Origin of the sequence: Phenylobacterium sp. SCN 70-31 (assembly GCF_001724605.1) — a bacterium.
In the GTDB taxonomy this organism is placed as follows: Bacteria; Pseudomonadota; Alphaproteobacteria; order Caulobacterales; family Caulobacteraceae; genus Phenylobacterium.
In genome coordinates this window covers 1-26318 of sequence record NZ_MEEX01000043.1, presented here as the reverse complement: position 1 = coordinate 26318, position 26318 = coordinate 1, and the positions used below count along the sequence as shown (strand labels likewise).

At 72.2% G+C, this 26318-nt stretch carries 23 protein-coding genes; 19 read left to right on the top strand and 4 right to left on the bottom strand.

What is annotated here, in order from left to right; translation table 11 throughout:
- Nucleotides 1–372: 372 nt before the first annotated feature.
- The 7 genes from ABS78_RS22170 (at nt 373) to ABS78_RS22140 (ending at nt 8821) form a co-directional block, all read left to right on the top strand.
- Nucleotides 373–1977: a peptide chain release factor 3 gene (locus tag ABS78_RS22170; RefSeq protein WP_293384820.1), complete on the top strand. Its 1605-nt coding sequence runs from the start codon at nt 373–375 to the stop codon at nt 1975–1977.
- A gap of 2 nt (nt 1978–1979) precedes the next feature.
- A complete protein-coding gene (locus ABS78_RS22165; protein ID WP_293384817.1) occupies nt 1980–2912 on the top strand; it encodes a class I SAM-dependent methyltransferase in 933 nt (310 codons plus the stop codon).
- Between the two features lie 14 nt (nt 2913–2926).
- A complete protein-coding gene (locus ABS78_RS22160) occupies nt 2927–3646 on the top strand; it encodes a pseudouridine synthase (RefSeq protein ID WP_293384826.1) in 720 nt (239 codons plus the stop codon).
- 226 nt (nt 3647–3872) lie between these two features.
- Nucleotides 3873–4970, top strand: coding sequence for a 3-deoxy-7-phosphoheptulonate synthase (locus ABS78_RS22155; RefSeq protein ID WP_293384814.1), 1098 nt, complete (start codon nt 3873–3875; stop codon nt 4968–4970).
- Between the two features lie 241 nt (nt 4971–5211).
- Nucleotides 5212–6573, top strand: a complete 1362-nt coding sequence (locus ABS78_RS22150; RefSeq protein ID WP_293384811.1) for a hypothetical protein — start codon at nt 5212–5214, stop codon at nt 6571–6573.
- Nucleotides 6574–6623: 50 nt separating this feature from the next.
- Nucleotides 6624–7712 (top strand): TonB family protein, encoded by a 1089-nt coding sequence (locus tag ABS78_RS22145; RefSeq protein ID WP_293384808.1) that lies wholly within the window; start codon nt 6624–6626, stop codon nt 7710–7712.
- 68 nt (nt 7713–7780) lie between these two features.
- Complete coding sequence (locus ABS78_RS22140; protein ID WP_293384805.1) at nt 7781–8821, top strand: energy transducer TonB; 1041 nt, start codon at nt 7781–7783, stop codon at nt 8819–8821.
- Between the two features lie 6 nt (nt 8822–8827).
- On the opposite strand, the gene ABS78_RS22135 is transcribed toward ABS78_RS22140, so the two are convergent.
- From ABS78_RS22135 to ABS78_RS22120, 4 genes are all read right to left on the bottom strand, one after another.
- On the bottom strand, nt 8828–9583 hold the full coding sequence (locus ABS78_RS22135) for an ABC transporter permease (RefSeq protein ID WP_293384802.1): 756 nt from the start codon (nt 9581–9583) through the stop codon (nt 8828–8830).
- Nucleotides 9580–10317, bottom strand: coding sequence for an ABC transporter ATP-binding protein (locus ABS78_RS22130; RefSeq protein WP_293384823.1), 738 nt, complete (start codon nt 10315–10317; stop codon nt 9580–9582). Before ABS78_RS22130 ends, ABS78_RS22135 begins: the two co-directional genes overlap by 4 nt.
- A 32-nt stretch (nt 10318–10349) precedes the next feature.
- Entirely contained in the window at nt 10350–11360 is a 1011-nt protein-coding gene (locus ABS78_RS22125; protein WP_293384799.1) for an ABC transporter substrate-binding protein, read from the bottom strand.
- A gap of 528 nt (nt 11361–11888) precedes the next feature.
- The gene (locus tag ABS78_RS22120; RefSeq protein WP_293384796.1) at nt 11889–13703 is read right to left on the bottom strand and encodes an ABC-F family ATP-binding cassette domain-containing protein; all 1815 of its coding nucleotides are present in this window, start codon (nt 13701–13703) and stop codon (nt 11889–11891) included.
- A gap of 80 nt (nt 13704–13783) precedes the next feature.
- Here ABS78_RS22120 and ABS78_RS22115 point away from each other — a divergent pair, with 80 nt between their 5' ends.
- The 12 genes from ABS78_RS22115 to ABS78_RS22060 all read left to right on the top strand — a co-directional run bounded on the left by ABS78_RS22115 (nt 13784) and on the right by ABS78_RS22060 (nt 26136).
- Nucleotides 13784–14248 carry a YcgN family cysteine cluster protein gene (locus tag ABS78_RS22115; RefSeq protein WP_293384793.1) on the top strand — a complete coding sequence of 155 codons (465 nt, stop codon included), beginning with the start codon at nt 13784–13786 and terminating at the stop codon, nt 14246–14248.
- A gap of 95 nt (nt 14249–14343) precedes the next feature.
- Nucleotides 14344–15285, top strand: a complete 942-nt coding sequence (locus tag ABS78_RS22110) for a DnaJ C-terminal domain-containing protein (protein ID WP_293384790.1) — start codon at nt 14344–14346, stop codon at nt 15283–15285.
- Between the two features lie 344 nt (nt 15286–15629).
- Nucleotides 15630–15941: a PepSY domain-containing protein gene (locus ABS78_RS22105; RefSeq protein WP_293384787.1), complete on the top strand. Its 312-nt coding sequence runs from the start codon at nt 15630–15632 to the stop codon at nt 15939–15941.
- 30 nt (nt 15942–15971) lie between these two features.
- Complete coding sequence (locus ABS78_RS22100) at nt 15972–16664, top strand: response regulator transcription factor (protein ID WP_293384784.1); 693 nt, start codon at nt 15972–15974, stop codon at nt 16662–16664.
- Nucleotides 16661–18058 (top strand): sensor histidine kinase, encoded by a 1398-nt coding sequence (locus tag ABS78_RS22095; protein WP_293384781.1) that lies wholly within the window; start codon nt 16661–16663, stop codon nt 18056–18058. Before ABS78_RS22100 ends, ABS78_RS22095 begins: the two co-directional genes overlap by 4 nt.
- A 79-nt stretch (nt 18059–18137) precedes the next feature.
- Nucleotides 18138–19547 (top strand): hypothetical protein, encoded by a 1410-nt coding sequence (locus tag ABS78_RS22090; RefSeq protein WP_293384778.1) that lies wholly within the window; start codon nt 18138–18140, stop codon nt 19545–19547.
- 135 nt (nt 19548–19682) lie between these two features.
- Nucleotides 19683–20792, top strand: a complete 1110-nt coding sequence (gene ccmI / locus ABS78_RS22085; protein WP_293384775.1) for a c-type cytochrome biogenesis protein CcmI — start codon at nt 19683–19685, stop codon at nt 20790–20792.
- Nucleotides 20789–21307: a cytochrome c maturation protein CcmE gene (ccmE, locus tag ABS78_RS22080; protein WP_293384772.1), complete on the top strand. Its 519-nt coding sequence runs from the start codon at nt 20789–20791 to the stop codon at nt 21305–21307. The genes ccmI and ccmE overlap by 4 nt, the downstream gene beginning before the upstream one ends.
- The gene (locus tag ABS78_RS22075) at nt 21304–23277 is read left to right on the top strand and encodes a heme lyase CcmF/NrfE family subunit (protein ID WP_293384769.1); all 1974 of its coding nucleotides are present in this window, start codon (nt 21304–21306) and stop codon (nt 23275–23277) included. Before ccmE ends, ABS78_RS22075 begins: the two co-directional genes overlap by 4 nt.
- A complete protein-coding gene (locus ABS78_RS22070) occupies nt 23274–23729 on the top strand; it encodes a cytochrome c-type biogenesis protein (RefSeq protein ID WP_293384766.1) in 456 nt (151 codons plus the stop codon). The genes ABS78_RS22075 and ABS78_RS22070 overlap by 4 nt, the downstream gene beginning before the upstream one ends.
- Nucleotides 23730–23870: 141 nt before the next feature.
- Nucleotides 23871–25436: a Do family serine endopeptidase gene (locus tag ABS78_RS22065; protein ID WP_293384763.1), complete on the top strand. Its 1566-nt coding sequence runs from the start codon at nt 23871–23873 to the stop codon at nt 25434–25436.
- 28 nt (nt 25437–25464) lie between these two features.
- The gene (locus tag ABS78_RS22060) at nt 25465–26136 is read left to right on the top strand and encodes a response regulator transcription factor (protein WP_293384760.1); all 672 of its coding nucleotides are present in this window, start codon (nt 25465–25467) and stop codon (nt 26134–26136) included.
- Nucleotides 26137–26318: the final 182 nt, after the last annotated feature.

Below are 26318 nucleotides of genomic sequence, written 5' to 3'. Positions count from 1 at the left end.
CACGGAAGGGCGTCCGGTCCTGCAAGGCCGCGAAGCGGCGCCCCTGCATGCCGAGAACCGCGGAAGCCCGCGGAGAGACGCGGAAGGCGAAGCTGCGCTTCCCGCGCCCTTCCGCGTTTTCCGCGGTCCCATGACGGAGCCTCCGCTCCCGCGGAGGCTCAGGACACGCCGGGCCCCTTGCGGGCCCCTTCCGTGTTTTCCGTGTCTTCCGTGGTTCCAAACAGACTCAGGGATCGACGCCCACGCCGTCCTGTCCGTGGTTCCCCAACCTGGCCGCCGCCCATCCGTGGACCGCGCACGGTGTGACCCGGCGCGCGCCCGGCGAGCCGCGCGCCTTCCGCCGGCGCCGCGCGCGTGATAGGCGCGCCGGCCATGAGCACCTCTCCCGCCGCCGAGGCCGCCCGCCGGCGCACCTTCGCGATCATCTCGCACCCCGACGCCGGCAAGACGACCCTGACCGAGAACCTGCTGCTGGCCGGCGGGGCCATCCGGGCGGCCGGCGCCGTGCGCGCCCGCGGCGAGAACCGCCGCACCCGATCGGACTGGATGAAGATCGAGCGCGAGCGCGGCATCAGCGTCTCGGCCTCGGTGATGACGTTCGACCACGACGGCCTGATGTTCAACCTGCTGGACACGCCGGGCCACGAGGACTTCTCGGAGGACACCTACCGCACGCTGACGGCCGCCGACGCCGCGGTCATGGTGCTGGACGCCGCCAAGGGCATCGAGCCGCAGACCCTGAAGCTGTTCGAGGTCTGCCGGATGCGCGACATCCCGATCGTCACCTTCATCAACAAGATGGACCGCGAGGCCCAGGACACCTTCGAGCTGCTGGACGAGATCGCCTCGAAGCTGGCGCTGGACCCCTCGCCGCTCTACTGGCCCGCCGGCTCGGGCAACCGCTTCCGCGGGATGCTGGACCTGCGCCGCGACCGGTTTCTCCCCTTCGCGTCCAAGCGCGGCGGAAAGGACGACGACGAAGGGCATCCCGCGCCCGTCGCCTTCCAGGGCAATGCGGTGGTCAGCTACCTCGATCCCGAGGAGCGGGACGAACTGGCGGAGAACGCGGAACTGGCCATGGGCGGTCTCAAGACCTTCGATCCCCAGGCGTTCCTGGAAGGCCACATGACGCCGGTGTTCTTCGGCTCGGCCCTGCGCCACTTCGGCGTCGACCAGCTTCTGGAAGGGCTCGGCGCCTACGCTCCGCCGCCCAAGGCGGTGGCGGCCCGCAAGGGGGCGGAGGAAACGCATGTCGCCCCCGGCGACCGCGAGGTGAGCGGCTTCGTCTTCAAGGTCCAGGCGAACATGGACCCCAACCACCGCGACCGGATCGCCTTCTTCAAGCTCTGCTCGGGCCGGTTCAGCCGGGGCATGAAGCTCAAGGTCCAGAACACGGGCAAGCAGCTCAGCGTCAACGCGCCGATGATGTTCTTCGCCTCGGACCGCGAACTGGCCGAGGACGCCTATGCCGGCGACGTCATCGGGATTCCGAACCACGGGGTCCTGCGCGTGGGCGACAGCCTGTCGGAGAGCGGCGCCCTGCGCTTCGCCGGCCTGCCCAACTTCGCCCCCGAGTTCCTCCAGCGCGTGCGGGTGAAGGACCCGCTGAAGGCCAAGCACCTCAAGCGGGCGCTGGAGAGCCTGGCGGAGGAGGGCGTCACCCAGCTCTTCCGGCCCAACCTGGGCGCCGACTTCATCGTGGGCGCGGTGGGCCAGCTCCAGTTCGAAGTCATGGCCGACCGCCTGCGCGAGGAGTACCAGCTCGACGTGATCTTCGAGCCCAGCCCGTACGCCGAGGCCCGCTGGGTCTCGGGCGAGCGCGCCGACGTCGAGGACTTCGAGGGCAAGCACCGCAGCGCCATGGCCACCGACATCGACGAACAGCCGGTGTTCCTGGCCAAGTCGGCCTGGGAGGTCGGCTACGTCTCGGAACGCTTCTCCAAGGTCCGTCTAGAACGCTCGAAGGAACGGGCGTAGGGGTGAGCGTCACCCTGCTGTACGGCCGCCCGGCCCCCGGCCTCGTCGAGGTTCCGCCGGGCGCCGTGCAGGTCTCGCCGCTGGCGCCGGGCGCGCAGGATCTCGCCGACCTGCCCGACGGCCATGCGGACCAGGCGCTCGTCCTGGCGCCGGGCGGCACGCTGGAGCGCGACCACGTCCTGGCCCAGGCGCTGCGCGTGCTGAAGCCCGGCGCCCCGCTCACCGTCTTCGCGCCCAAGGACAAGGGTGGCTCGCGCCTGCGCAAGGCCCTCGAAGGCTTCGGCTGCGAGGTGGCCGAGGACGCCCGTCGGCATCACCGCTTCTGCCATGTGGCGCGTCCCGAGGCGCCGGTCGGGCTGGCCGCCGCCATCGACGCTGGCGCGCCGCGCCGCGTCCCGGCCCTGGCGCCGCCGTCCGGGATGTGGTCGCAGCCGGGCGTCTTCAGCTGGGACCGCATCGATCCGGGCAGCGCCCGGCTGCTGGAGGCCCTGCCGACGCTCGCCGGCCGGGGCGCCGACCTGGGCTGCGGCGTGGGCGTGCTTGCGGCGCGCGTGCTGGCCGCGCCCGCCGTGACGGCTCTGGCCTGCGTCGATCTCGACCGGCGCGCCGTGGCCTGCGCCCGGCGGAACCTCGACGATCCGCGCGTCGACGTGGTCCAGGCCGACGCGCGCCGCCCCGGCGAGACCCTGGACGACACCTTGGCCGATCTCGACTTCGTGGTGATGAACCCGCCCTTCCACGACGGCGGACGCGAGGACCGGGACCTGGGCGTGGCGTTCGTCCGCACGGCCGCGCGCGTCCTGCGCAAGGGCGGCGCCTGCTGGCTCGTGGCCAACCGCCATCTTCCCTACGAGGCGGCGCTGCACGAGGCCTTCGCCCGCGTGGACGTGAAGGCCGACGCCGGCGGCTACAAGATCCTCGAGGCCCGCAAGTGAACGCCAAGGTCCCGATGGCCCGGCTGGACCGCCTGTTGGCCAACCTGGGCTACGGCTCGCGCCGCGAGGTCCAGGCCATGGTCGCCCGGGGCCAGGTGGTGCTGGACGGCGCGGCCCTGAAGGACGCCGGCGCGCGCGTGCCCGTCGCCGCCGATCTGCCGCAGCGGATGACCGTGGCCGGCCGGCCCGTCGATCCGCCGGCGCCGCTGACGCTGATGATGCACAAGCCGCTGGACGTGGTGTGCTCGCATCGCGAGGCGGGCCGCAGCGTCTACGAACTGTTGCCCGGCCGCTGGCGCGCCCGGACGCCCGGCCTCTCCACCATCGGCCGGCTGGACAAGGACACCACCGGCCTCCTGCTGATCACCGACGACGGCCCGTTCCTGCACCGGGTGATCTCGCCGCGCAGCCATGTGCCCAAGCGCTACCTGGCCACCCTTGACCGGCCGCTGGAGGGCCATGAGGCCGCCGCCTTCGCCTCGGGGACCCTGATGCTGGACGGAGAGACCGCCCCGCTCGCGCCGGCCGTCCTGGAGCCTCTCGACGCCCGCCGGGCGCACCTGACCATCACCGAGGGGCGCTACCATCAGGTGCGCCGGATGTTCGCCGCCGTGGGCAACCATGTGGTCGCCCTGCACCGGGACCGGATCGGCGGCCTGGCCCTGCCCGACGACCTGGAGCCCGGCGCGTGGCGCATCCTGACGCCCGCCGAGCAGGCCGGGCTGTTCGGCTGAGAGGGCCTGGGGAACCGCGACGGGGTGACAGCGGCCCTTGCGGCGGCTAGAATGCGGGCGATGACCTCCGTCGCCTACACCTACTTTTGGTATTTTGGCGAACCGACGCTCCTGGCGCCGGCGGAGGATCGTTTGGCCTGACCCGTTCAGACAAACCCCCTTCCCAAGCCGCCAGGACTGGCGGCTTTTTTCATGGCCGCCGTCCTCCGATCTTCAGGAGACCCGCGTGCATTCCCGACCCACGGCCGACACCCGCATCCAGAGCCTCACACCGCTCAGCCCTCCGTCCCTGATGATCGGCGAGGCGCCGACGACCTCGACGATTTCGGATCTCGTGGGCGAGTCGCGGACCGCCATACATCGCGTGCTGACCGGCCAGGACGACCGGCTCGTGGTGGTGATCGGTCCCTGCTCGATCCACGACCCGGCCGCCGCCATGGACTATGCCCGCCGCCTCGCCGCCGAGCGCGAGCGCCACCGCGACGACCTCGAGATCCTGATGCGGGTCTATTTCGAGAAGCCCCGCACGACGGTGGGCTGGAAGGGTCTCATCAACGACCCCGGCCTCGACGGCAGCTTCCGGATCGACGAGGGGCTGAGGCTGGCCCGCCGGCTGCTGATCGACATCAGCGCGCTGGGCCTGCCGGCGGCGTGCGAGTTCCTGGATGTGACCACGCCCCAGTACATCGCCGATCTCGTCGCCTGGGCCGCCATCGGGGCGCGGACCACCGAGAGCCAGATCCATCGCGAGATGGCATCGGGGCTCTCCTGCGCCGTGGGCTTCAAGAACGGCACGAACGGCGACGTGAAGATCGCGGTCGACGCCGTGCTCGCCGCCGGCCAGCCGCACCACTTCCTGGCCGTGACCCGCGAGGGCCGTGCGGCGGTCGCCGCCACGACCGGCAACACCGACGCCCATGTGGTGCTGCGCGGGGGACGGCTGCCGAACTACGACGCCGCCAGCATCGCGGCGGCGTCGGCCGAACTGGCCCGCGCCGGCCTGCCCCAGCGCGTGATGGTGGACGCGAGCCACGCCAACTCGGGCAAGGACCCCGACAACCAGCCCAGAGTGGCGGCCGACCTCTGCGCCCAGCTCGCGGCCGGCGAGAATCGCATCATGGGCGTCATGATCGAGAGCCATCTGGTGGCGGGGCAGCAGGATCTCGTGGCCGGGCGCGCCCTGACCTACGGCCAGTCCGTCACCGACGCCTGCATCGACTGGGCCACCTCGGTCCAGGTGCTGGACGCCCTGGCGGCCGGCGTCCGCGCCCGGCGTCAGGCGATCGGCGGGGCGGCGCCGGCGCAGGCGCGCGTCACGGCCTGAAGCGTGACCTCGGGTGCGACGGCGGACGGGCGCGCCGCGCCGGTCCGCCCGGGCCTGGATCCGCAAACGTTAACAAGATCGAAGATCAAGGCCTTGTTTTGACGTGTGATATTCCTGTGGTTGTTAACCATGATCGTGTAATTAAGGGCTTGTTAAGAACTCCGGCTCCGGCTTTGCTGACGTTCCACAATGCCTGTGAGGGGCGTTCCAAGGTGGGACGCCGTGGGGCCGGAGCGGGTCGATGTTCGAACTGGGTCGGGAGCTGCGGCGTTTCTTCGCCCCCGAACGCCTCAAGGCGCATTCCGATGGCCTGACGCGCGGCGACACCTCGCTTCTCGAACTTCTCGACAGTCAGCTTCTCGCCCAGGAGGCCAAGGCCGCCGACGTGGCCGCCGGCCGGATCGGCGCCAAGGACAAGGCCCGCCGCCGGCTCGAAGCCGCCATCGTCTGGCGCGAGGTGGCCCGCCGCACCGGCGATCCGGTGGCCCTGCGCAAGGCCGCCGCCGCGGCCGAGACCGCCGCCGCCGGGTTCGAGGCGGCCCACCGCAAGGACGGCTGGGCCCGCGCGCGCTGCGAACAGGCCTACTGCGCGCTTCTGGGGGCCGAGGTCTTCGGCGATCCGGGCCTCAACGCCGCCGCCGAGGTGGCCTTCCGCGACGCCCGGGCCGAGGCGCGGGGCGGCCTGGCCGCGCCGCTGGCCGACGTGGGACAACTGGCCATCGAAGGCCGCCGGGCTCTCGACACCGCCGATTCCGCCGAAGCGTCGGCCTTCGCGGCCCGCTTCGCCGCGCCGATCCACGCGCTCGACGCCATCGCCAAGCGGGTGACAGTCGCCCGCGGTCTGGCCGCCGAGGCGCGGCTGGTGCGCGCCGACCTGCTGTGCGGCTGGGGCGGCCGGCTCAAGGACGTCGAGCTTCTGGACGCCGCCGCGCGGGAAGCCGCCGCCGCCGCCGAGCGGCTGGATTCGGCCTACGAGCCCCTGACCTGGGTGCGGGCGAAGATCGTGCATGGCCAGGCGCTGGCCCTGCGTGGCGAGATGTCGGGCGACGTCGACGGCCTGGCCGCCGGCGCCAGCGCGCTGGCCCTGGCGCTGGACAACCTGACCCGCGAGCACAGCCCCCTCGACTGGGCCCGCGCCCAGGTGGCCCTGGCCCAGGCGCTCCAGGCGCTGGGCGAGGCGTCCAGCGACGCGCGCGCCTTCGAGCACGCGGTGAGCTGCTACGACCGCGCCGGCCTCGTGCTCAAGGAGACGCCCGCCCTGCCGTTGCGCGGCCAGGCGGCCGGCGCCCGCGCCGTCTGCCTCGCCCGCGCGGCCGAGATCACCGGCGATCTCGCGGTGCTGGACGCCGCCGAGGCGGCCATGAAGATCGAGCTGGCCAACCTCTCGCCAGGCCGCGATCCCGTGGGCTGGGCGCTGTCCCAGCTCCATCTGGCGCGTCTGTACGAGGCGCGCATCACCATGACCGGCCGGGAGCGCGGCGAACGCGCCGCCGCCCTGATGTCGCTCGACGCGGCCCTGGACGTGTTCGCCGAACACGGTCTGCGCTCGCTGAGCGTCCTGGCTTACGACGCGGTCGAGCGGCTGTCCGAGCCCGCCGCCTAGAGGCTTCCGCACCCCCACCGAAACTGCTTAGCTCGCGCGGGGGGCGCGAGATGAAGATACGACAACTGCCGGTGATCCTGTCGGTGGCGCCGCTGCTGGCGGCGGCGATGGTGGCGACGGCGGGCGCCCAGGATCGCGCCGCCGATTGGGTGAGACGCCCGACCTCGGACGATCTGCTGGCCGTCTGGCCCGCCAAGGCGTTGCAGGAAGGCTACGGCGGCAACGCCACCCTGGCCTGTATTGTCACGCTCCAAGGGGTGCTTCGGGACTGTCGGGTCGAATCCGAAACGCCTGCCGGCGGCGGCTTCGGTTCCGCGGCCCTCATCCTCTCGCGGCAGTTCTCGATGCGCCCGGCCATGAAGGACGGGGCGCCCGTGGAGTCCCAGGTGCGCATCCCGATCAACTTCCCGAAACCGGGTCGTGCGACGGGGTCCCACATCCGGCCTTCCACGGCCTCGGATCTGCCGGGACGAACGGTGTATCGCCAGCTCCGCTGGCGCAAGGCGCCGACCTTCGCTGAGGTGCTCGCCGCCTATCCCGGCAAGGCGAAGGCCGACAAGGTCGGAGGGGCGGTGACGCTGGGGTGTCGAATCGGGCGGGACGGGCGTCTGTCCGCGTGCGAGATCGTCCGGGAGGCGCCCGAGCGCTACGGCTTCGGCGTGGCGGCGCGCCGGCTCGCGCCGCTCTTCGAGACGGCGGTCGAGCGCGCCGACGGCCAGTCGATCGCGGGGGGCTACGCCCACCTCAACGTGACCTTCGCCGCCGCATCGATCGAGACGCAGGACCCCGTGATCGGCCGCCCCGAGTGGGTGAGCCTGCCAAACATCGAGGACATGTCGGCCGTCGTGCCCGAGGCCGCAAAAGCCCAGAAGGCCTTCAAGGCCAGGGCGGTGATCAACTGTCAGGTCGGTGCGTCCGGCGAACTCGAGACCTGTGGAGTCCAGTCCGAGGAGCCGGCCGGGCTGGGCTATGGAGACGCCGCGGTCGCGCTGTCCAGGCGTTTCAAGCTGGCCATCTGGACGGACGAGGGGCTGCCCATCGTCGGCGGCAAGGTCCGTGTCCCGATCCGCTTCGACCTGGACGACTACATGCGTGCGGCCTCGACCCCGTCGGCCGCCGAGGCGGTTCCAGCGCGTTGAGCGTCGCCGGCGTGGGGGAGGCTTCCGCACCTCCGCCGAAGCTGCTTAGCTCGCGCGGGGGGAGCGAGATGAAGATACGACAACTTGGCGTGTTCGCCGTCGTGCTGGCGACGGCGGGACCCGCGACCGGCCAGGACCGCGAAGCGGACTGGCTGAAGAAGCCCACGGCGGAGAACCTGTGGTCGGTGTTTCCGGTCGAGGCCTATCGGAAGAGCCGCAGTGGGAAGGCGGTCATCGCGTGCGTGGTCACGGTCCAGGGGGTCCTGCGCGACTGCCGGCCGGTATCGGAGGAGCCCCAGGGCCTGGGCTTCGGGGCGGCCGCCGTCGCCCTCTCGCCGCAGTTCCTGATGCGGCCGGCGATGCAGGACGGAAAGCCGGTCGAGTCCCTGGTGCGGATTCCCATCAACTGGGACATGTCCGGCATGGTGGGGCCGTTCGGGCCGCCGCCCGATCGTGGCGCCCGGGTCTATACCCACCTCCCGTGGTCGGCCGCCCCGACCCTGGAGCAGGTGGTCCAGGTCTATCCGAAGAAGGCCCGCGAGACCGGAACGGGCGGCACCGCCGTCCTCGCGTGCCGCATCAAGGCGGATGGCGGGCTGATCGCCTGCGACAAGGTGCGCGAGACGCCGTCCGGTCTGGGCCTGTTGTCGGCCGCCCGGTCCCTCGTGCCGCACTTCCGGACTCCGACCCACGACGGCAAGGGCGACACGGTGGCCGGCGCCCGCGCGCATGTCAGCGTGACCTTCGCGCCCGAGCTTCTGGAGCCGGCTCCGGCCGTCGGGCGGCCGAGGTGGCGGGCAGTCCCCAGCATCGACGACCTCGCGGCCGTGATCCCGCCCGCGGCCCGGGAGGCCAAGGCGTTCCAGGCGCGCGTGATGATGATGTGCCGGGTGGTGGCCGAGGGTCGGGTCGAGGGATGCGCGGTCGAGAGCGAGACGCCCCAGGACCTGGGATACGCGGCGGCGGCGATGACCCTGACGCCGCAGTTCCGGCTGGCGGTCTGGACCGACGAAGGCCTGCCGACCGTGGGCGGCACGGTGCGCATTCCTCTTCGCTTCGATCTGGAAGCCCTGGCGCCTCAGGAGGCGTCGCCGGCGGCGGCGCCCTGATCCCCCTCAGCGGCCTCGCCACCACCTGAGGCCGGCGCGCTCCAGCGCCTCCAGCGCGGCGTGCAGGGCCACGCCCATGACGCCCAGGACCACCAGGGCGGCGATCATGCGGTCGGTCTGGAGCTTGTTGCCGGCGTCCAGCATCTGCCACGCCAGGCCCTGGACCTTGCCCGAGCCGGCGGCGAACTCAGCCACGACGGCGCCGATCAGGGCCAGGCCCGCGCCCACCTTGTGCCCCTCCAGCAGGAACGGGACCGAGGCCGGCAGGCGCAGCCGGCGCACGGTCTGCCACCGGCTCGCGCCATAGAGGCGGAACAGGCGCTCCAGGTCGGGATCGGCCGAGCGCAGGCCCGCGACCGCTCCCGAGAAGATGGGGAAGAAGGCCACCAGGACCGCCAGGGTGACGAGCGCGCGGCCCGGATGGTCCAGCCCGGCCCAGATCAGCAGCAGCGGCGCGATGGCCACCACGGGTGTCACCTGGACCACCGAGGCCAGCGGCCGGATCGCCTTGTCCAGCAGTGGGCTCAGCGCCGTGACGACGGCCAGGCCCACGGCGACCACGCTGGCGATCGCCAGGGCCAGGACGGCGGTCCACAGCGTGCGGCCTGCGGCGGCGGCCAGCGTCGGCAGGTTCTCGGCCAGGGCCATGGCGACCGCCGAGGGAGTGGGCAGGAAGTAGCCGGGGACCTGCAGGGCCCGGCAGGCGATCTCCCAGGCCGCCAGCAGGCCCGCGACGAGCAGCAGGGGCGCGAGCCGGCTCATGCGTCGATCCCCTTGGCCAGAGCCGCCGAGACGGCCTCGGCCGTGGCCCGGAAGCCCTCGGCGGCGCGGAAGCCGTCGGGCCGGGGCAGTGGTCCGTCGACGGCGAACTCGGCCGCGATCCGGCCTGGGCCGCGCGAGAGCACGACCACGCGCGAGGCCATGTAGACGGCCTCCTCCACATTGTGGGTCACGAAGGCGATGGCGGGCCTGGAGGCGTCCCAGAGCGCCAGCACATCGTCGGCCAGGCGGCGGCGGGTGATCTCGTCCAGGGCGGCGAACGGTTCGTCCAGCAACAGCAGGCGGGGGGCGGTGACCAGGGCGCGGGCCAGCGAGACGCGCATCGCCATGCCGCCCGAGAGCTGGGCCGGCCGCGCGGCCTCGGCGCCCGCCAGGCCCACGCGGGCGAGGGCGGCGTCGGCGCGGGTGCGGGCCTCGTCGGGGGCGACCCCGGCCAGTTCCAGGGGCAGGGCGACGTTGGCGCGGGCCGAGCGCCAGGGCGCCAGCGTCGGCGCCTGGAAGACCACGGCCGTCTCACCGCGGCCGGCGGCGCGCCGGGCCTCGCCGCGCGTGGGGTCTTCCAGCCCGGCCAGCAGCCGCAGCGCCGTCGACTTGCCGCAACCCGAGGGCCCGACCAGCGCCACGATCTCGCCCGCGCCGATCGACAGCGTCAGCGGACCCAGCGCGCGCCCGCGATCGTAGTCGACCTCGACGTCGAGCAGCGAGGCCACGGTCATCCCGGCCTCCGAGGTGGACGGGGGGGGCACGTCTATTTCCCCACGAACTCCAGCGTGTACGCCCGCTTGGGATCGAGCGTCTTCGGATAGACCCCCTGCGACGAAGCCACATCGAAGAAGGCCGTCCAGCGGGCGTCGGTCATGGCGCCCAGGGGAAGCCCCTCCTCGCCCTCGACGATCCGGTAGGACTTCAGCTTCTCGCGCGCCTGGGCCAGCACGTCGGGCGTCATCTCGGGATTGTCCTTGCGGATCAGGGCGTCGGCGGCGGTCGCGTCGCCGGACAGATAGTCGCGCCAGCCCTGGGCGCTGGCCTCGACGAAGGCGCGCACGGCCGCCGGGTTCTTCGCGATCATCCCATCGGTCGCCAGCACCATGGTCGCGTAGCCGGGATAGCCCTCGTCGGCCAGCAGGAAGACCCGGGGCTTCAGCCCGGCCTCCTTCTCGATGGTGTAGGGTTCGCTGGTCACATAGCCCTGCTGGGCGGCGCGCTTGTGGGCCAGGAAGGGCGCGGCGTTGAAGGTGTACTTGCGCACCTGGCTGTCGGTGAAGCCGTACTTGGCCTTGAGCCAGGTCCAGAACGCGGTCACCGACGCGTCGGCCAGCAGGATCGGGCGGCCCTTGAGGTCGGCGATCGAGTTCACGCCGGTGTCGGGATGGGCGATAAGGACCTGCGGGTCCTTCTGCATGAAGGCCGCCACCGCCTTCACCGGCACGCCCTCCTGCGCCAGGTTCATGACGATGAAACTGTTCGAGCCCATGCCCAGGTCGACCGCGCCCGACGCCAGGAGCTGGGGCACGTTGACGCCCGGCCCGCCCTGGACGATGCGCACGTCCAGCCCGCGCTTGGCGTACTCGCCCGAGGCGAGGGCCTGGTAGAAGCCGCCATGCTCGGCCTGGGCGCGCCAGTCGGTGGCGAAGCGGATCACGACCGGAGCGCCGGCCTTCGGCGCCTCGTCCGACTTCTGGCCCGGCGAGCACGCGGCCAGCAGGGCGACGGCGGCCAGAGCCAGGGAATGCAGGGCCAGGTAACGCAACGCCTTCATGGAAACCCCCTCGGACTTGGCGTCCGGAAGGTAGGGCGATCCTTGCGCCCGGCGCAACGCGATGTCGCGCCGACGGGAGGACATCGTCGCCCCATAGCAAGAGGGCGGCGCTCCGGTCGCCCGGGGCGTCGCCCTCTCATACAGATCCGTTGGGGGATCTGCGCTTCCAGGCCAACTGTCAGTTCGGTTTCGGTTCGTCCCTTGCGGGCCGCTCCGTGGTTTTCCCTGACCGCCGGCGCCAGACCTCAAGTTCGGGTTCCGGGTCGCCCCGGTTCCTGGCCTTCGATCTGCCGCTCCGCCCGCTGGCTTCGGGGTCCGCCGTCGCCGGCTTTTCCGTCCGCTGCGCCGCAGTTCCTGTCGGCAAGTGGACGGTGCGCCCGAAGCTTTTGCGACGCAAGCGAGGCCGCAGGACCGGACGCGGCCCGGCGGTCGAAAAGCTGTGATCAAGCGGTAGATAACCCGGTATTCGACCGTCGTTATCGTTGATGTTCAACGGGCACGGTTATCCACAGGAAACCTGGCCGGGGCTCACCGCCCGGCCTCCAGCGCCTCGCGTCGCGCTTCCAGTTCGAGCCACTCCTCCTCGGCGGCGGCGAGCTGGACCTGGGCGGCGTCCAGGGCGCGACTGTAGCGGTCGAAGCCGGCCGGGTCGCGGGCGTAGAGGCCGGGGTCGGCCAGGGCGGCCTCCAGGGCCGACACCTTGGCCGGCATGTCGGCGATCAGGGTCTCCAGTTCGGCCAGGCGGCGCTGATCCTTGTACGAGAGCTTGGCGGCTGGTTTGGGCGCGGCGGGGCGTGAAGCGGGGGGCGCCGATGTCCGCGCCGGCTGGGCCTGCGTCTGACTCTGCGCCAGGGCGCGGAAGAAGCCCGGGTTCTGGCCGACGAAGTCCTGCCAGCCGCCGGGAGTCTCGACCGCGCGCCCTGTCCCGTCCAGGCCGATGGTGGAGGTGGCCAGCCGGTCGATGAAGTCGCGGTCGTGGCTGACCAGGATCAGGGTGCCGTCGTAGTCGGCCAGCAGGTCCTCGAGCAGGTCCAGGGTGTCCATGTCGAGGTCGTTGGTGGGCTCGTCCAGGACCATGACGTTGGCGGGCCGCGCCAGGGCGCGGGCCAGCAGCAGGCGGTTGCGCTCGCCGCCCGACAGGCTGCGCACCGGCTGGCGGAGCTGGCTGTCGCGGAACAGGAAGTCCTTGGCGTAGGCGTTCACGTGCTTGGGCACGCCGCGCACCATCACCTGATCGCCGCCCTCGGGCGTCAGCACGTCCTTCAGCAACATGTCGGGGGCCAGGGCGGCGCGGGACTGGTCGATGTAGTTGACCGTGAGGTTGGTCCCCAGCTTCACCTCGCCGGCGTCGGGCGCCAGCTCCCCCAGCAGCAGCTTGATGAGCGTGGTCTTGCCCGCGCCGTTGGGGCCGACGATGGCGACGCGGTCCCCGCGCAGGATGCGGGTGGAGAAGCTCTTGAGGATCGTCCGGTCGCCGAACGCCTTGGCGATCCCCTTGGCCTCGACCACGCGCTGGCCCGACACGCCCGAGCTGGCCAGGCCCATGTTCAGTTCGCCCCGCAGCTCCTTCATGCGGTCGGACATGTCCTGGCGCATGGAGACGAGCCGGCGGCGGCGGCCCTCGTTGCGGGCGCGGCGGGCGGTCACGCCGCGGGCCATCCAGTGCTGCTCGCGCTCGATGGCGCGGGCCAGGCGGCGGGCCTCCTCGGCCTCCTGGGCCTCGATCTTCTCCACCCAGCCGTCGAAGGCGGCGAAGCCCTCGTCCAGCCGGCGCACCTGCCGGTACTCCAGCCAGAAGCAGCGCTGGGTCACGCGTTCCAGGAACGCGCGGTCGTGGCTGACGATGAGGGCGGCGGCGCGGAGCGCGGCGATCTCGGCCTCCAGCGTCTCGATCGCCAGGATGTCGAGGTGGTTGGTCGGCTCGTCCAGCAGCAGGACGTCGGGGTCCTCGGCGAAGGCCTTGGCCAGCGCCGCGCGCCGGGCCTCGCCGCCGGACAGCCCTTGGGTGGACTTGGCGGGGTCCAGACCGAAGTCGGCGAGGGCGGATTCGGCGCGGTGCGGTTCGGCGCCGCCCGAGGTCGCATAGTCCAGCACCGTCGCGCCCACGACCGGCGGCTCCTGCGGCACATAGGCGATGCGCACGCCGGGCGTAAGCGTCCGCTCGCCGTCGTCGGCCTGGATCTCGCCGGCCAGGATGCGCAGCAGGGTGGACTTTCCGGCGCCATTGCGGCCCACCAGGCAGGCGCGCATCCGCGGCTCCAGCGCCAGGTCGACGCCGTCGAACAGCATGAGCGGACCGTCGGCGAGACGGACGTCTTTCAGGGCCAGAACGGGCGGGCGCATGGGCGGGGTGACATAGACGCTCCGGGGCGCGACGCAAGTTCGCGCTTCTGTCGGCCCGGCCCAGGGCCTACATCCGCGCGATGGCGGGCGAACCCTTCTGGCGGCGCAAATCCCTGGCGCAGATGACCGTGGCGGAGTGGGAGAGCCTCTGCGACGGCTGCGGCCTGTGCTGCCTGGTGCGGTTCGAGGACGAGGAGACCGACGAGGTGATCCCGACCCGCGTCCACTGCAAACTGTTCGACGCCGCGCTCTGCCGCTGTTCCGACTACGCCGACCGCCATCGCCACGTGCCCGACTGCATCAAGCTGACGCCGCACAACATCGAGGCGCTGGAATGGATGCCGAGGAGCTGCGCCTACCGCCGCCTGCACGAGGGGCGCGACCTGGCCGACTGGCACCCGCTGATCTCGGGCGATCCCGAGAGCGTCCACCGTGCGGGCGTCTCGGTGCGCGGGCAGACGATCAGCGAAACGGCGCTGGCCGATCCCGAGGACGCCCTGGATTTCGCCGCCTGGGACCTGGTCGTGGAGCGGGGCGACGAATAGTGGCTATTTTGTCACAGTGTGTCTTGCGGGCTGGAACCCCCGGCCCAATCTAGTACTCACATCCCGAGCAAGGGCATTCGAGGAGACTGACGAGCTTGGCGCGCGACCCCTACCAGGAGCTGGGCGTTGGCCGCACCGCGTCCGCCGACGAGATCCGCAAGGCGTTCCGCAAGCTCGCCAAGGCGAACCACCCCGACACCAATCCCGGCGACAAGGCCGCCGAGGAGCGGTTCAAGAAGGTGAGCGCCGCGTTCGACATCGTGGGCGACGCCGAGAAGCGCAAGAAGTTCGACCGTGGCGAGATCGACGCCGACGGCCGCGAGACCGCGCCGGGCTTCGCCGGCTGGGGCGGCGGCGGGCCCGGGGGTGGGTTCGGCGGCCAGGGCGGTCCGCGCGGCGGCTTCCGCACCGACACCTTCGAGGGCGCCGACCTGGGCGACATCCTGGGCGAGATGTTCGGCGGCGGGCGGCAGGGCCGGCCCGGCGGCATGGGCGGCGGCTTCGGCGGCTTTTCCCAGCGCGGCGCGGACGTCCGCGCCCGGATCGAGATCGACCTGACCGACGCCATCCGCGGCGGCAAGCAGCGGATCGCCTTCTCGGACGGCCGCACCATCGACGTGACCATCCCCAAGGGCGCCCAGGACGGCCAGACCCTGCGGCTCAAGGGCCAGGGCCAGCCCGGCCGCTCGGGCCCGGGCGACGCGTTCATCGAGATCGCGCTCAAGCCGCATCCCACGTTCCGGCGCGAGGGCGACGCCCTGGTGATGGACCTGCCGATCACCTTCTACGACGCGGTGCTGGGCGGCAAGGTCGAGGCGCCGACGCCGGACGGCCCGGTGAACGTCACCGTGCCCAAGGGCGCCAACTCGGGCGCGCGGCTGCGGCTGAAGGGCCGGGGTCTGGTGGACGCCAAGGGCCACCGCGGCGATCTCTTCGCCCGCCTGGTGGTCACCCTGCCCGAGGGCGCCGATCCCGAGCTGGAAGCCTTCGCCGAGCAGCAGAAGTCGAAGCGGCCCTACACGCCCAAGCGCCGCTGACGCGGCGAAGGCGCAGGAAGGGAACTCCGAGGAACACGAAGGGGTGGGCCTTCCCCTAGCCTTCGCGCCAGCGGAGGCTCCGTCATGAAAACCACGGAAAACACAGAACACACGGAAATCTCAGCTTCGCCCTCTGTGTCCTTTCCGTGTTTTCCGTGGTTCCCTGAAATTCGAGAGGCGCCGCTTCGCGGCCTCGGGAGGACGCGCCCCTTTTCACGTCCTTCCGTGGCCGAATCCGAAAAGCGTCGGCGCGATGCGGGGCGTCAAACGGCTAGGCTTGAAGCACGGGAGCGAATATCCCTTGTTCAGCCGGGGTTCAGTCCGCCGCCTTTAGTCAAGTCGCCATGAAACGCCTCTTCGCCCTTGCCGTCCTGGCTGCCGTCGTGGCGGGGCCGTCCGTCGTGGACGCGCAGCCCTATGGCCGCGCCTTCGGCCAGGACTCGTATCAGGACCGCCGGGGCGCAGGCCAGGTCCCGCTCTCCCGCGTGCTCCAGATGATCGCGGCGCGCCACCCGGGCCGGCATCTCAACACCACGACCGGCGACGCCGGCGGCCGGCCCGCCTACTACGTCCAGTGGCAACTGGAGAACGGAAGGGTGGTGGTGTTCGTTGTGGACGCCGAGAGCGGCCAGATCCTGGGCCGCCAGGGGGGCTAGCCTCTTTAGACCATTGGAAGGGACGCTGCCTTGCGCATCCTGCTTGTTGAAGACGATCCGGACCTGTCGCGCCAGCTCAAGCTGGCGCTGGCCGACGCCGGCTATGCGGTCGACCACGCCCCCGACGGCGAGGAGGCCCAGTTCCTGGGCGAGACCGAGCCCTACGACGCCATCATCCTGGATCTCGGACTGCCCAAGGTGGACGGGGTGTCGGTGCTGGAGCGCTGGCGGCGCGAGAACATGACCACGCCGGTGCTGATCCTCACCGCCCGCGGCGCCTGGAGCGAGAAGGTGGCCGGCTTCGACGCCGGCGCGGACGACTACCTGACCAAGCCGTTCCATACCGAGGAGCTGCTGGCGCGTCTGCGGGCGCTGCTGCGGCGCTCGGCCGGCCATGCGACGCCCAACCTGGCGTGCGGGGGCCTGCGCCTGGACCCGCGGGCGGCGCGGGCCAGCGTGAACGGCGAGCCGCTGCGGCTCACCTCGCTGGAATACCGCCTGCTGCACTACATGATGATGCACCAGGGCCGGGTCATCAGCCGCACCGAACTGGTCGAGCACCTCTACGATCAGGATTTCGACCGCGATTCCAACACCATCGAGGTGTTCATAGGCCGGGTGCGCAAGAAGATCGGCGCCGAGCGGATCGAGACGGTGCGCGGCCTGGGCTATCGGCTGACCTGCCCGCCCGACGAGGTCGACGCGGAAGCCGCGAAGGCGTGACGACGGTCGGCCGCTTCGCGAAACCCTCCCTGGTCCGGCGGCTGGTGCTGCTGGCGCTGGGCTGGACGTTCGCGGCGCTGGTGATCTCGGCGGTCGTGCTGGCGCTGCTGTTCCAGCAGGCGGCCCTGCGGCGCTTCGACGCCGGCCTGTCGGACCTGATCGACAACCTGCTGGCCGGCTCGACGATCGAGAACGGCGAGGTGGTGGCCCCGGCGCTCACCGACCTGCGGGCGCTCCGCCCCTATTCCGGACGCTACTGGGAAATCGCCGAGCCGGGACCGGACGGCCGTGTCCAGGCCATCGAGGACCTGCGCTCGCGCTCGCTGTGGGATTCCGAACTGGCCAAACCGGCGGATCTGGCCCAGCGCCTGCGCGCCGACCCCTCCAGGCCCATCGCCTTCGACGCCGCGGGCCCGCAGCCGGGCGAGACCGTCCGCGTGATGGCCCGCTGGACCACCTTCTACGGTCGCGACGGGCCGGTGATCTTCCTGGCGGCCGAGGACCGCCGCCCGATCGACCGCGAGGTGCGCAACTTCGTCACGGCCACGGCGGTGGCGTTCGGCCTGCTCAGCGTGGGCCTGATCCTGGCGGTGATCGTCCAGGTGCGCGTGGGCCTCCAGCCGCTGTTCCGCCTGCGGCGCGAAGTGGCCGACGTGCGGCGCGGCAAGAGCGAGCGGCTCCAGGCCGACTATCCCACCGAGCTGGAGCCGCTGACCGACGAACTGAACGCCCTGGTGGCCCACAATCAGGAGACCGTCGAGCGCCAGCGCACCCACGTGGGCAATCTGGCGCACGCGCTAAAGACGCCGATCTCGGTGATGCTGACCGAGGCCAGCCAGCGGCCCGGTCCGCTGGCGGAGGTGGTCACCCGCCAGGCCGAGGTGATGCGCCAGCAGGTCGATCACCACCTGCGCCGGGCCCGCGCCGCCGCCCGCAGCCAGGGGCCGGGCGAGCGCACCTCGGTGGCCGAGGTGCTGGACGAGCTGTCGCGCACGCTCGAGCGCATCTTCCGGGACAAGGGCGTCGACATCGACTGGGACGCCCCCGACGACCTGTGGTTCCAGGGCGAACGGCAGGACTTCATGGAGATCGCCGGCAACGCGATGGAGAACGCGGGCAAGTGGTGCAAGGACCGCGTCCGCGTTCGCGCCGTGGCCGACGGCGCCGAGCGCCTGCGCCTGACGGTCGAGGACGACGGTCCCGGCCTCACCCCGCAGCAGCGCGAGGAGGTGGTCCGCCGCGGGGCCCGGCTGGACGAGAGCGCGCCCGGCTCGGGTCTGGGACTTTCGATCATCGATGAACTGGCCCGCGCGTACCGCGGGACGCTGGCCCTGGGCGGCTCGCCCCTGGGCGGCCTTTCGGTGACCGTCGACCTGCCGCGTGCGGGCGACTGAAGCCCCCGGCTTCGCAAAGCCTTAACTCGCGATGGTGAAGGTGCTGGTCGAACGGCGTTCCCTGGCGCCAGGAGGCCGCATGACCGCGCTTTCCGAGCGCCAGATCCAGATCGTCCGCACCCTGGTCGAGCAGGCGCCCGACCATGTGGTGGGCGGCCTGAGCCAGGCGCTGTCGGGCGCCGCGCCGGATGCATCTCCAGACGACGCTTCCGGGAACGCCCTGGGCGGTGTGCGGCGGCTGGTGGAGGCCGAGGTCGCCGACCGGACCCTGCGCAACGCCATCCTCCAGCCCATGATCGCCATGTGCGGACCGCCGCCGGACGACCGCGTCCTGGCCTTTCCGGCGCGCGCGCTGGCGGCGACCTGGCGCGGCCTGAAGGCGTCGGAACCCGATCTGATCGAGCGGCTCCAGGCGGCCGAGGTGCTCGAACTCTCGTGCCATCACATCGCCGACGCCCAGGATCGCCTGGCGCGGGCCGCGGCCGCCGGCGTCCGGGCGCGCGGGAACCCCGACTACGCCGCCGCGTCCGAGGCCTGCGACGCGGCGCGGGCGGGCGGCGCCGACCTGTTCGCGCGCTGCCTGGACATCACGCCGGTGGTGCGCCGCGCGCTGCCCCGCCTGCCCGAATGGATCACCCACACCGGCAAGGAGACCGCGGCCAACGCGCGGATCGCCTATCGGGACGCCGTCGCGGTGGCCGACGACGCCGGGCCGATCTTCTTCCACATGCTGGCCGGCCAGCTCGCCCAGCGCTGGATGGTGATGCGGCTGATCTCGGCGGTCATGGACAAGCCGACCGAGCGCTATCTTCGGGATTCCGAACTGGCGGGCTTCTGCGAGGGTCTCCTGGACGAGATCGATCAGGCTCTGGCGACGATCGCGACGCTGAGGTCGGACCAGGGCCGGGCCGCCGCCGGGACGGCCGCCCGCGTCGTCGACCTGACCGTGCAGCGGATCCTGGAGATCGAGACCAACGTCGAGATGCCCCGCGACCACGGCTGGGGCAAGCGGCTGGCGAAGCAGCGGGCCGCCCTGGCCGGCCTGGTCGAGGCCCGGATGCGCGAGGCCGAGCACTGTGCGCGCGAGGCGCTGCCCCTCCATACGCCGCGCAGTCACAAGGCGGGAGGCCAGAAGGCGCGGGGGCAGGCGCCCCAGCTCTCCGAGCCGCCGCAACCCGACGCGGTCGAGCGCGCGCTCACGCTGCTGACCTTCGTCGACGGCCTGAATCTGAGTTCGAACTACGGGGGCTTCTCGGCCGCGCGCAACAAGGCGGTCGAGGCGCTGGGCGAGTTCCTGGAGCGATATGTGGACAGCGTCCTCGACCTCGTCCGCACGCAGGACGTGGACGACATGGACCACGCGGCCGCCTTCCTGGAGATCGCCGCGCAGTTCAGCTGCCTGATCCGGGGCGAGAAGACGGGCGAACTGGTTCGCCGCCGGGCCCATGCGACCCTGAACCCCGATCTGTCGCACGCCTGCGAAGCGTGAGGCCCGGCGAGGCCTCCCAAGGCCCTGTGTCCGGCCCGCCTTCCGCCCGCTTCATGCCCTCGAAGACCTGCCGAAGACCTCCCGGCGACGATACGCGCTCTCGCGCGACGGCGGCCTTTCGGCTAAAGCCCCACCATGTTTCTTTTCTGGGCTGTGGCCGGCGTCCTCGCGGCGGCCGCGGCGGGCCTGATCCTGATGCGTGCGGCGCGCGCCGTCGCCTCGACCGGCGGCCCCGGGATCGATGGCGCATCGACCGGCCACGACACCGCGAGCATCCTCTATCGCCGGCAACTGGCCGAGATCGACGAGCTGGCCGAGCGGGGCCTGATCGGAGAGGGCGAGCGCAAGGGCGCACATGCCGAGGCCGCCCGCCGCCTGCTGGCGGCCGCCGATGCGCCGGCCGAGGTCTGGGAGGCCAAGGACCACAGGCTGGGCGTGCTGGTCGGCGTCGTCGCCGCGCCGGCCCTGGCGCTGGGCCTCTATCTGGCGCTGGGCGCGCCCGGCATGGCCGACCAGCCCTATGCGGCGCGTCTGAAGGCCTGGCGCGACGGCGACCTGATGCGCCTGACCCCGCCCGAGGCCGCGGCGGTGCTGCGGCAGGTGACCGGAGAGCGGCCGGACGACGCCGAGGGTTTCCGGCTGCTGGGGATGGTCGAGGGCGCCGCGCAGAATCCGCTGGCGGCCGTTCGCGCGCTCCGCCGCGCCGCCGAGCTGGCGCCCCGGCGCCCCGAGATCTGGCAGATGCTGGGCGAGGCCGAGATCGTGGCCGCCGGCGGCAAGGTGGACGCCAACGCTGAGGCCTCGTTCCGCCGTCTCCTGGCGCTCGAGCCCGGAAGTCCCGGCGCCCGCTTCTTCCTGGCCCAGGCCGCCGCCGAGGCGGGGCGGCCGGACGAGGCGGTGGCGGCCCTGCGCGCGCTGCTGGCCGACATGGCCGGCGACGACCCGCGGCGCGGCGCGGTTGAGGAGTCGATCGCACGGATCCGGGGCGAGGGCGGGACGCAGGGGTCCGCGCGCGACCCTGAGGAAATGTCAATGATCCGCGGCATGGTCGACGGGCTGGCGGCGCGGTTGAAGTCCGATCCCGACGATCCCGAGGGCTGGGTGCGGCTGGTCCGCGCCTATGCCGTGCTGGGCGAGACCGCGAATCGCGACCAGGCCTACGCTGCGGCCCGTGCGCGTTACGCCGGCCGCGCCGATATCGTGAGCCAACTGGACCAGGCCGCCAGAGCGGAGCCCATGCGATGAGTTTCCTGCCCAAGTCCCGCAAGGCGCGCACGCGCCTCCTGCTGCTGTCGGTGATCGCCCCCGTCGTGGCTGTGGCCGTCGGCCTGACGCTCTGGGGCATGCGGGGCTCGATCTCGCTGTTCTACACCCCCTCCCAGGCGGCCGAGGCCAAGCCGGAGCCCGGCCGCGCGATCCAGCTGGGCGGCCTGGTGGCGATGGGGTCGGTGATCAAGCACCCGGACGGCCGCGTCGAGTTCACCGTCGAGGACAAGCTGGCCGCCGACAAGGTGGTGTTCCAGGGCGATCTGCCCGACCTGTTCCGCGAAGGGCAGGGGATCGTCGCCGAGGGATCGTACCGCGCGGACGGCACCTTCGAGGCCAAGCGCGTCCTGGCCAAGCACGACGAGACCTACATGCCCAGGGAGGTGGCCGACGCCCTCAAGGCGCAGGGCGAGTGGCGGCCCGAGGCGGGCCAGCCGTCAGCCCAGCCGCCCTATGGCGCCGGCGGCGCGAACAAGGTCGGCGGCGGCGTATGATCGCGGAAATCGGCGCCTTCGCCCTCGTCCTGGCGCTGGCGCTTTCGGTCGCCCAGGTCGGCCTCTCGGCGGCGGGGCGCATTCGCCGCTCGCCCGCCCTGGCCGGTGCGGGCGAAGGCGCCGCCCTGGCGGCGTTCGGCGCCAACGCGGTGGCCTTCCTGGCCCTGATGTACGCCTTCGTCGTGTCGGATTTCTCGGTCCAGAACGTGGCCGCCAACTCCCATTCGGCCAAGCCGCTGCTGTACCGGGTGGCCGGGACCTGGGGCAGCCACGAGGGCTCGATGCTGCTGTGGTGCCTGGCGCTGACCGGCTTCGGCGCGGCGGTGGCGGGCCTCGGCCGCGACCTGCCCCGCGGCCTGCGCGCGGTGACGGTGGCCACGCAGGGCGCGCTGGGGGTGGTGTTCCTGGCCTACACCGTCTTCGCCTCGAACCCGCTGGCGCGCCTGGCCGAGGCGCCGGCCGAGGGCCGGTCGCTGAATCCGCTGTTGCAGGACCCGGCGCTGGCGGTGCACCCGCCCTTCCTCTACGCCGGCTACGTCGGCCTCTCGGTGGTCTTCTCCCTGGCTGTGGCGGCCCTGATCGAGGGGCGCGTGGATGCGGCCTGGTCGCGGTGGGTGCGGCCGTGGACGCTGGCGGCGTGGAGCATGCTGACCGTCGGCATCGCCCTGGGCTCGTTCTGGGCCTACTACGAGCTGGGCTGGGGCGGCTGGTGGTTCTGGGACCCGGTGGAGAACGCCAGCTTCATGCCGTGGCTGATCGCCACCGCGCTGCTGCACTCGGCCATCGTCACCGAAAAGCGCGGCGCGCTCGCCGGCTGGACCGTGTTCCTCGCGCTCGCGGGCTTCAGCTTCTCGATGCTGGGCGCGTTCCTGGTGCGCTCGGGCGTGCTGACCTCAGTCCACGCCTTCGCCGTCGATCCCACGCGCGGCGTCCTGCTGCTCATCATCCTGGGCGTCACCGCCGGGCTGGGCTTCTCGCTCTTCGCGTGGCGCGCGCCCGGCCTGCCCCGCGGCGGCATGTTCGCGCCCATCAGCCGCGAGAGCGCGCTGGTGCTCAACAACATCCTGCTGGCGGCGGCCACGGCCACCGTGCTGCTGGGCACGCTCTATCCGTTGATCCGAGAGGCGATGTCGGGCGAGGCCATCTCGGTCGGGCCGCCCTACTTCAACCTGACCTTCACGCCGCTGATGACGGCGCTGATGATCCTGCTTCCGGCCGGGCCGCTGCTGGCGTGGAAGCGCGGCGACGCCCGGGGCGTGGTCCAGCGGCTGTGGGTCGCCCTGCTGATCGCCGCCACCGCCGGCGCGCTGACCCTGGCGCTCGTCAGCCCGCGGCATCTGCTGGGCGCGCTGGGCGTGGCGATGGGCGGCTGGCTGATCGCCGGCGCCGTGGCCGAGATCCTGGAGCGCACCCGCGCCTTCCGGGTCCCGGCCGCCGAGGCGTGGCGGCGGCTCACCGGCCTGCCGCGCGGGGCCTGGGGCATGACGTTCGCGCACCTGGGCCTGGGCGTCTTCGTGCTGGGCGCGGTGTTCGAGACCACCTGGAAGTCCGAGGCGGCCGAGGCCCTGCCGCTGGGCGGATCGGTGACGGCGGGCGGCTACGAGGTCCGGCTGGACGACGTGCGTCCGGTGGCGGGGCCGAACTACGACGCCGACCGGGGCGCGCTCACCGTCACCCGCGCCGGCCGCGAGATCTGCCGGGTCGCGCCCGAGCGGCGGCTCTACACCGCCGGCGGCCAGACCACGACCGAGGTGGGCCTCTGCTACCAGGGCCTCAGCCACGTCTACGTGGTGCTGGGCGAACGCCGGGGCGATCCGGCGTCGCCGACCTTCCTCGTGCGCGCCTACTGGAACCCCTGGGCCAGCCTGATCTTCCTCGGTCCGGCCCTGATGGCCGCCGGCGGGCTGGTGTCGCTGTCGGACCGCCGCCTGCGCCTGGGCGTGGGACGGCGGCGGGGGCCGGCGACGTGAGGCCCGCTGCGGTTCTGGCCGCGGCTCTGGCGGCCGTGCTCTGCCTGGGCGCGGCGTCCGACCCCGCCGAGCGCCTGCCCGATCCGGCGCAGGAAGCCCGCGCGCGGGAGATCTTCCGCGAGGTGCGCTGCCTCGTCTGCCAGAACGAGTCCATCGACGACAGCGACGCCGAACTGGCCCGGGACCTGCGCATGATCGTGCGCGAGCAGGTGAAGGCCGGGCGCAGCGAGGGCGAGATCAAGCGCTTCCTCACCGACCGCTACGGCGAGTTCGTACTGCTGGCGCCCAGCTTCTCGGCCGGCAACCTCGCCCTCTGGATCGGGCCGTTCCTGGTGGTTCTGGCCGGCGCGGCGCTGCTCCTGAAACGCCTGCGGACGCGGACGCCCGAGCCCGAACTCGACGCCGAGGAGGCCGCACGCCTCGACCGCCTGACGCATGATGACGACCGCTGACACCTTCCCGCCCTACATTCGACCCGAAGGCGCGCTGAGGCTGTCGGAAACGTAACTTTAGGAACGTTGCACTTCGCTGCATCCGACCTAGGTTGTGCGAGCGCGCCGCAAGCATCCGCGCGCAGGGAAAGCATGGGCCTTATGACGACGAAGAAGACCGGTTACCTCCTGGGCGCAGTCGCCGGCGCCGGTGTGATGGCCGCGGCCGTGGCCGGGGCAGGCCTGCGCCTGCCGGCCGCCCAGGCCGAGCAGACGATGCAGGGCGGCCTCATCAAGGCCTCGACCGCGCCGATCTTCGCCCCGCCGCCCGGCGCGCCGATGTCGTTCGCCGACATCTTCGACCGCGTCTCGCCGGCGGTCGTCTCGATCAATGTCACCAGCCGGCCCGACACCAGCGCCCTGCGCCAGATCCCCGGCCTGCCGTTCCTGATCCCGCGGGCGCCCCAGGCGCCGGGCGGCGACGAGGAAGGCGCCACGCCCGAGCGGGGCCAGCCGCGCCTGCCCAGCCAGCAGTCGGCCGGTTCGGGCTTCTTCATCTCGGCCGACGGCTTCGTCGTCACCAACAACCACGTGGTCGAGAACGCCGAGAGCATCAAGGTCGTGCTCAAGGACGAGACCGAGCTGGACGCCGAGGTGGTGGGCCGCGACGAGGCGACCGACCTGGCCGTGCTCAAGGTCAAGGGCGGCAAGGGGCCGTTCCCCTATGTGAACTTCGAGAACGCCGCCAAGCCCCGCGTGGGCGACTGGGTCATCACCGTGGGCAATCCCTTCGGCCTGGGCGGCACCGCGACGGCGGGGATCGTGTCGGCCTACGGCCGCGACATCGGCGAGACCTTCGTCGACTACATCCAGATCGACGCGCCCATCAACCGGGGCAACTCGGGCGGCCCGACGTTCGACGTCTACGGCCGGGTGATCGGCGTGAACACGGCGATCTTCTCGCCCTCGGGCGGCTCGGTGGGCATCGGCTTCGCCATCCCCTCCGAGGTGGCCGACTCGGTGACGCGCCAGCTCATGAAGGGCGGCAAGATCGAGCGCGGCTACATCGGCGCCACCATCCAGAACTTCAACCGCGAGATGGCCGAGGCCCAGGGCCTGGGCGACCAGCGCGGCGCGATCGTGGCCGACGTGAGCGCGGGCGGTCCGTCCTCGCGGGCGGGGGTCCAGGTGGGCGACGTGGTCGTGGGCGTCAACGGCCAGGCCGTGAAGAGCTCCTCCGACCTGACGCGCCAGGTGGCCCGCGTGCGGGCCGGCGACGTCCTGCGCCTGGACATCATCCGCGAGGGCAAGCGCCGGGTCATCGAGGTGCGCACGGGCGTGCGCCCGTCCGAGCGCGAGCTGGCCTCCAACGACAACCTCGGCGGCGCGCCCGGCCGCTCGGGACCCGGCCAGCAGGCCGCGCCCGCGGTGGCGCCGGTCCTGGGCATGTCCCTGGGGCCGCTGGACGAGGCGTCGCGCAACCGGCTGAACCTGCCGGCCGACGTGCGCGGCGCGCTGGTGCAGAACGTGGACCAGAACTCGGACGCGGCGGGCAAGGGCCTGCGGCGCGGCGACGTCATCACGCTGGCCAACGGACGTCCGGTGGCGACGCCGGCCGAACTTTCGGCCGTGGTCGAGGAGGCGAAGAAGGCCGGACGGTCGAGCGTGGTCGTGGGCGTGTTCCGCAGCGGCCGCACCAACTTCCTGCCCATCCGGATTTCGGGCTAGTCTCGCCCTTCAGCAGGGCGGGAATCAGATGCGGATCCTGATCGTCGAAGACGACCTCGAAGCGGCCGAGGCCATGGCGCGGGGCCTCACCGAGGCCGGCCACGACTGCGTCCGGGCGCCCGACGGCGAGGCCGGCCTGACCGCGGCGCGGGGGGCCGAGTTCGACGTGATGATCGTCGACCGGATGATGCCGAAGATGAACGGCGTGCAGCTGGTCGAGAGCCTGCGCCGCGAGGGCGACCGCACGCCGGTTCTGTTCCTGTCGGCGCTCGGCGAGGTGGGCGACCGGGTGGACGGCCTCCAGGCGGGCGCCGACGACTACCTCGTCAAGCCCTACGCCTTCGCCGAGCTGATCGCCCGGATCGAGGCCCTGGCGCGCCGTCGCGAGACCGGCTCGGTCCAGACCCTGCTGAAGGTGGGCGAACTGGAGATGGACCTCATCGCCCGGACGGTTCACCGCCAGGGCAAGGAGATCGACCTCCAGCCGCGGGAATTCCAGCTCCTGGAGTTCATGATGCGGCACGCGGGCCAGTCGGTGACGCGGACCATGCTGCTGGAGAAGGTCTGGCACTATCACTTCGACCCCCAGACCAACGTCATCGACGTCCATGTCAGCCGCCTGCGCTCGAAGATCGACAAGGGTTTCGACCGCCCGATGCTGCAGACCGTCCGCGGCGCGGGCTACCGGCTGGACGCGTGACCTTCCTTTCCCACGAAGTGGGAGAGGGGGACCATCCGCCGAAGAGCGGATGGTGGAGAGGGCAAGCCGGCGCCACGATGTTACGAGCCGGTCCGCCGCGCCTTGGGGTGGCTGATCGATCCGCCGCGCTTGCGGCTTGCCCTCTCCACCACGCCCTCTACGGGGCGCGGTCCCCCTCTCCC

Excerpts from the sequence above, each read along its gene's own strand:
- ABS78_RS22135 (WP_293384802.1), bottom strand. The coding sequence starts at position 9,583 with ATGAGCCGGCTCGCGCCCCTGCTGCTCGTCGCGGGCCTGCTGGCGGCC.
- ABS78_RS22115 (WP_293384793.1), top strand. The coding sequence starts at position 13,784 with ATGGCGGGCGAACCCTTCTGGCGGCGCAAATCCCTGGCGCAGATGACC.
- ABS78_RS22120 (WP_293384796.1), bottom strand. The coding sequence starts at position 13,703 with ATGCGCCCGCCCGTTCTGGCCCTGAAAGACGTCCGTCTCGCCGACGGT.
- ccmE (WP_293384772.1), top strand. The coding sequence starts at position 20,789 with ATGAGTTTCCTGCCCAAGTCCCGCAAGGCGCGCACGCGCCTCCTGCTG.
- ABS78_RS22130 (WP_293384823.1), bottom strand. The coding sequence starts at position 10,317 with ATGACCGTGGCCTCGCTGCTCGACGTCGAGGTCGACTACGATCGCGGG.
- ABS78_RS22170 (WP_293384820.1), top strand. The coding sequence starts at position 373 with ATGAGCACCTCTCCCGCCGCCGAGGCCGCCCGCCGGCGCACCTTCGCG.
- ABS78_RS22160 (WP_293384826.1), top strand. The coding sequence starts at position 2,927 with ATGGCCCGGCTGGACCGCCTGTTGGCCAACCTGGGCTACGGCTCGCGC.
- ABS78_RS22125 (WP_293384799.1), bottom strand. The coding sequence starts at position 11,360 with ATGAAGGCGTTGCGTTACCTGGCCCTGCATTCCCTGGCTCTGGCCGCC.
- ABS78_RS22060 (WP_293384760.1), top strand. The coding sequence starts at position 25,465 with ATGCGGATCCTGATCGTCGAAGACGACCTCGAAGCGGCCGAGGCCATG.
- ABS78_RS22105 (WP_293384787.1), top strand. The coding sequence starts at position 15,630 with ATGAAACGCCTCTTCGCCCTTGCCGTCCTGGCTGCCGTCGTGGCGGGG.
- ccmI (WP_293384775.1), top strand. The coding sequence starts at position 19,683 with ATGTTTCTTTTCTGGGCTGTGGCCGGCGTCCTCGCGGCGGCCGCGGCG.
- ABS78_RS22150 (WP_293384811.1), top strand. The coding sequence starts at position 5,212 with ATGTTCGAACTGGGTCGGGAGCTGCGGCGTTTCTTCGCCCCCGAACGC.
- ABS78_RS22140 (WP_293384805.1), top strand. The coding sequence starts at position 7,781 with ATGAAGATACGACAACTTGGCGTGTTCGCCGTCGTGCTGGCGACGGCG.
- ABS78_RS22145 (WP_293384808.1), top strand. The coding sequence starts at position 6,624 with ATGAAGATACGACAACTGCCGGTGATCCTGTCGGTGGCGCCGCTGCTG.
- ABS78_RS22090 (WP_293384778.1), top strand. The coding sequence starts at position 18,138 with ATGACCGCGCTTTCCGAGCGCCAGATCCAGATCGTCCGCACCCTGGTC.
- ABS78_RS22075 (WP_293384769.1), top strand. The coding sequence starts at position 21,304 with ATGATCGCGGAAATCGGCGCCTTCGCCCTCGTCCTGGCGCTGGCGCTT.
- ABS78_RS22065 (WP_293384763.1), top strand. The coding sequence starts at position 23,871 with ATGACGACGAAGAAGACCGGTTACCTCCTGGGCGCAGTCGCCGGCGCC.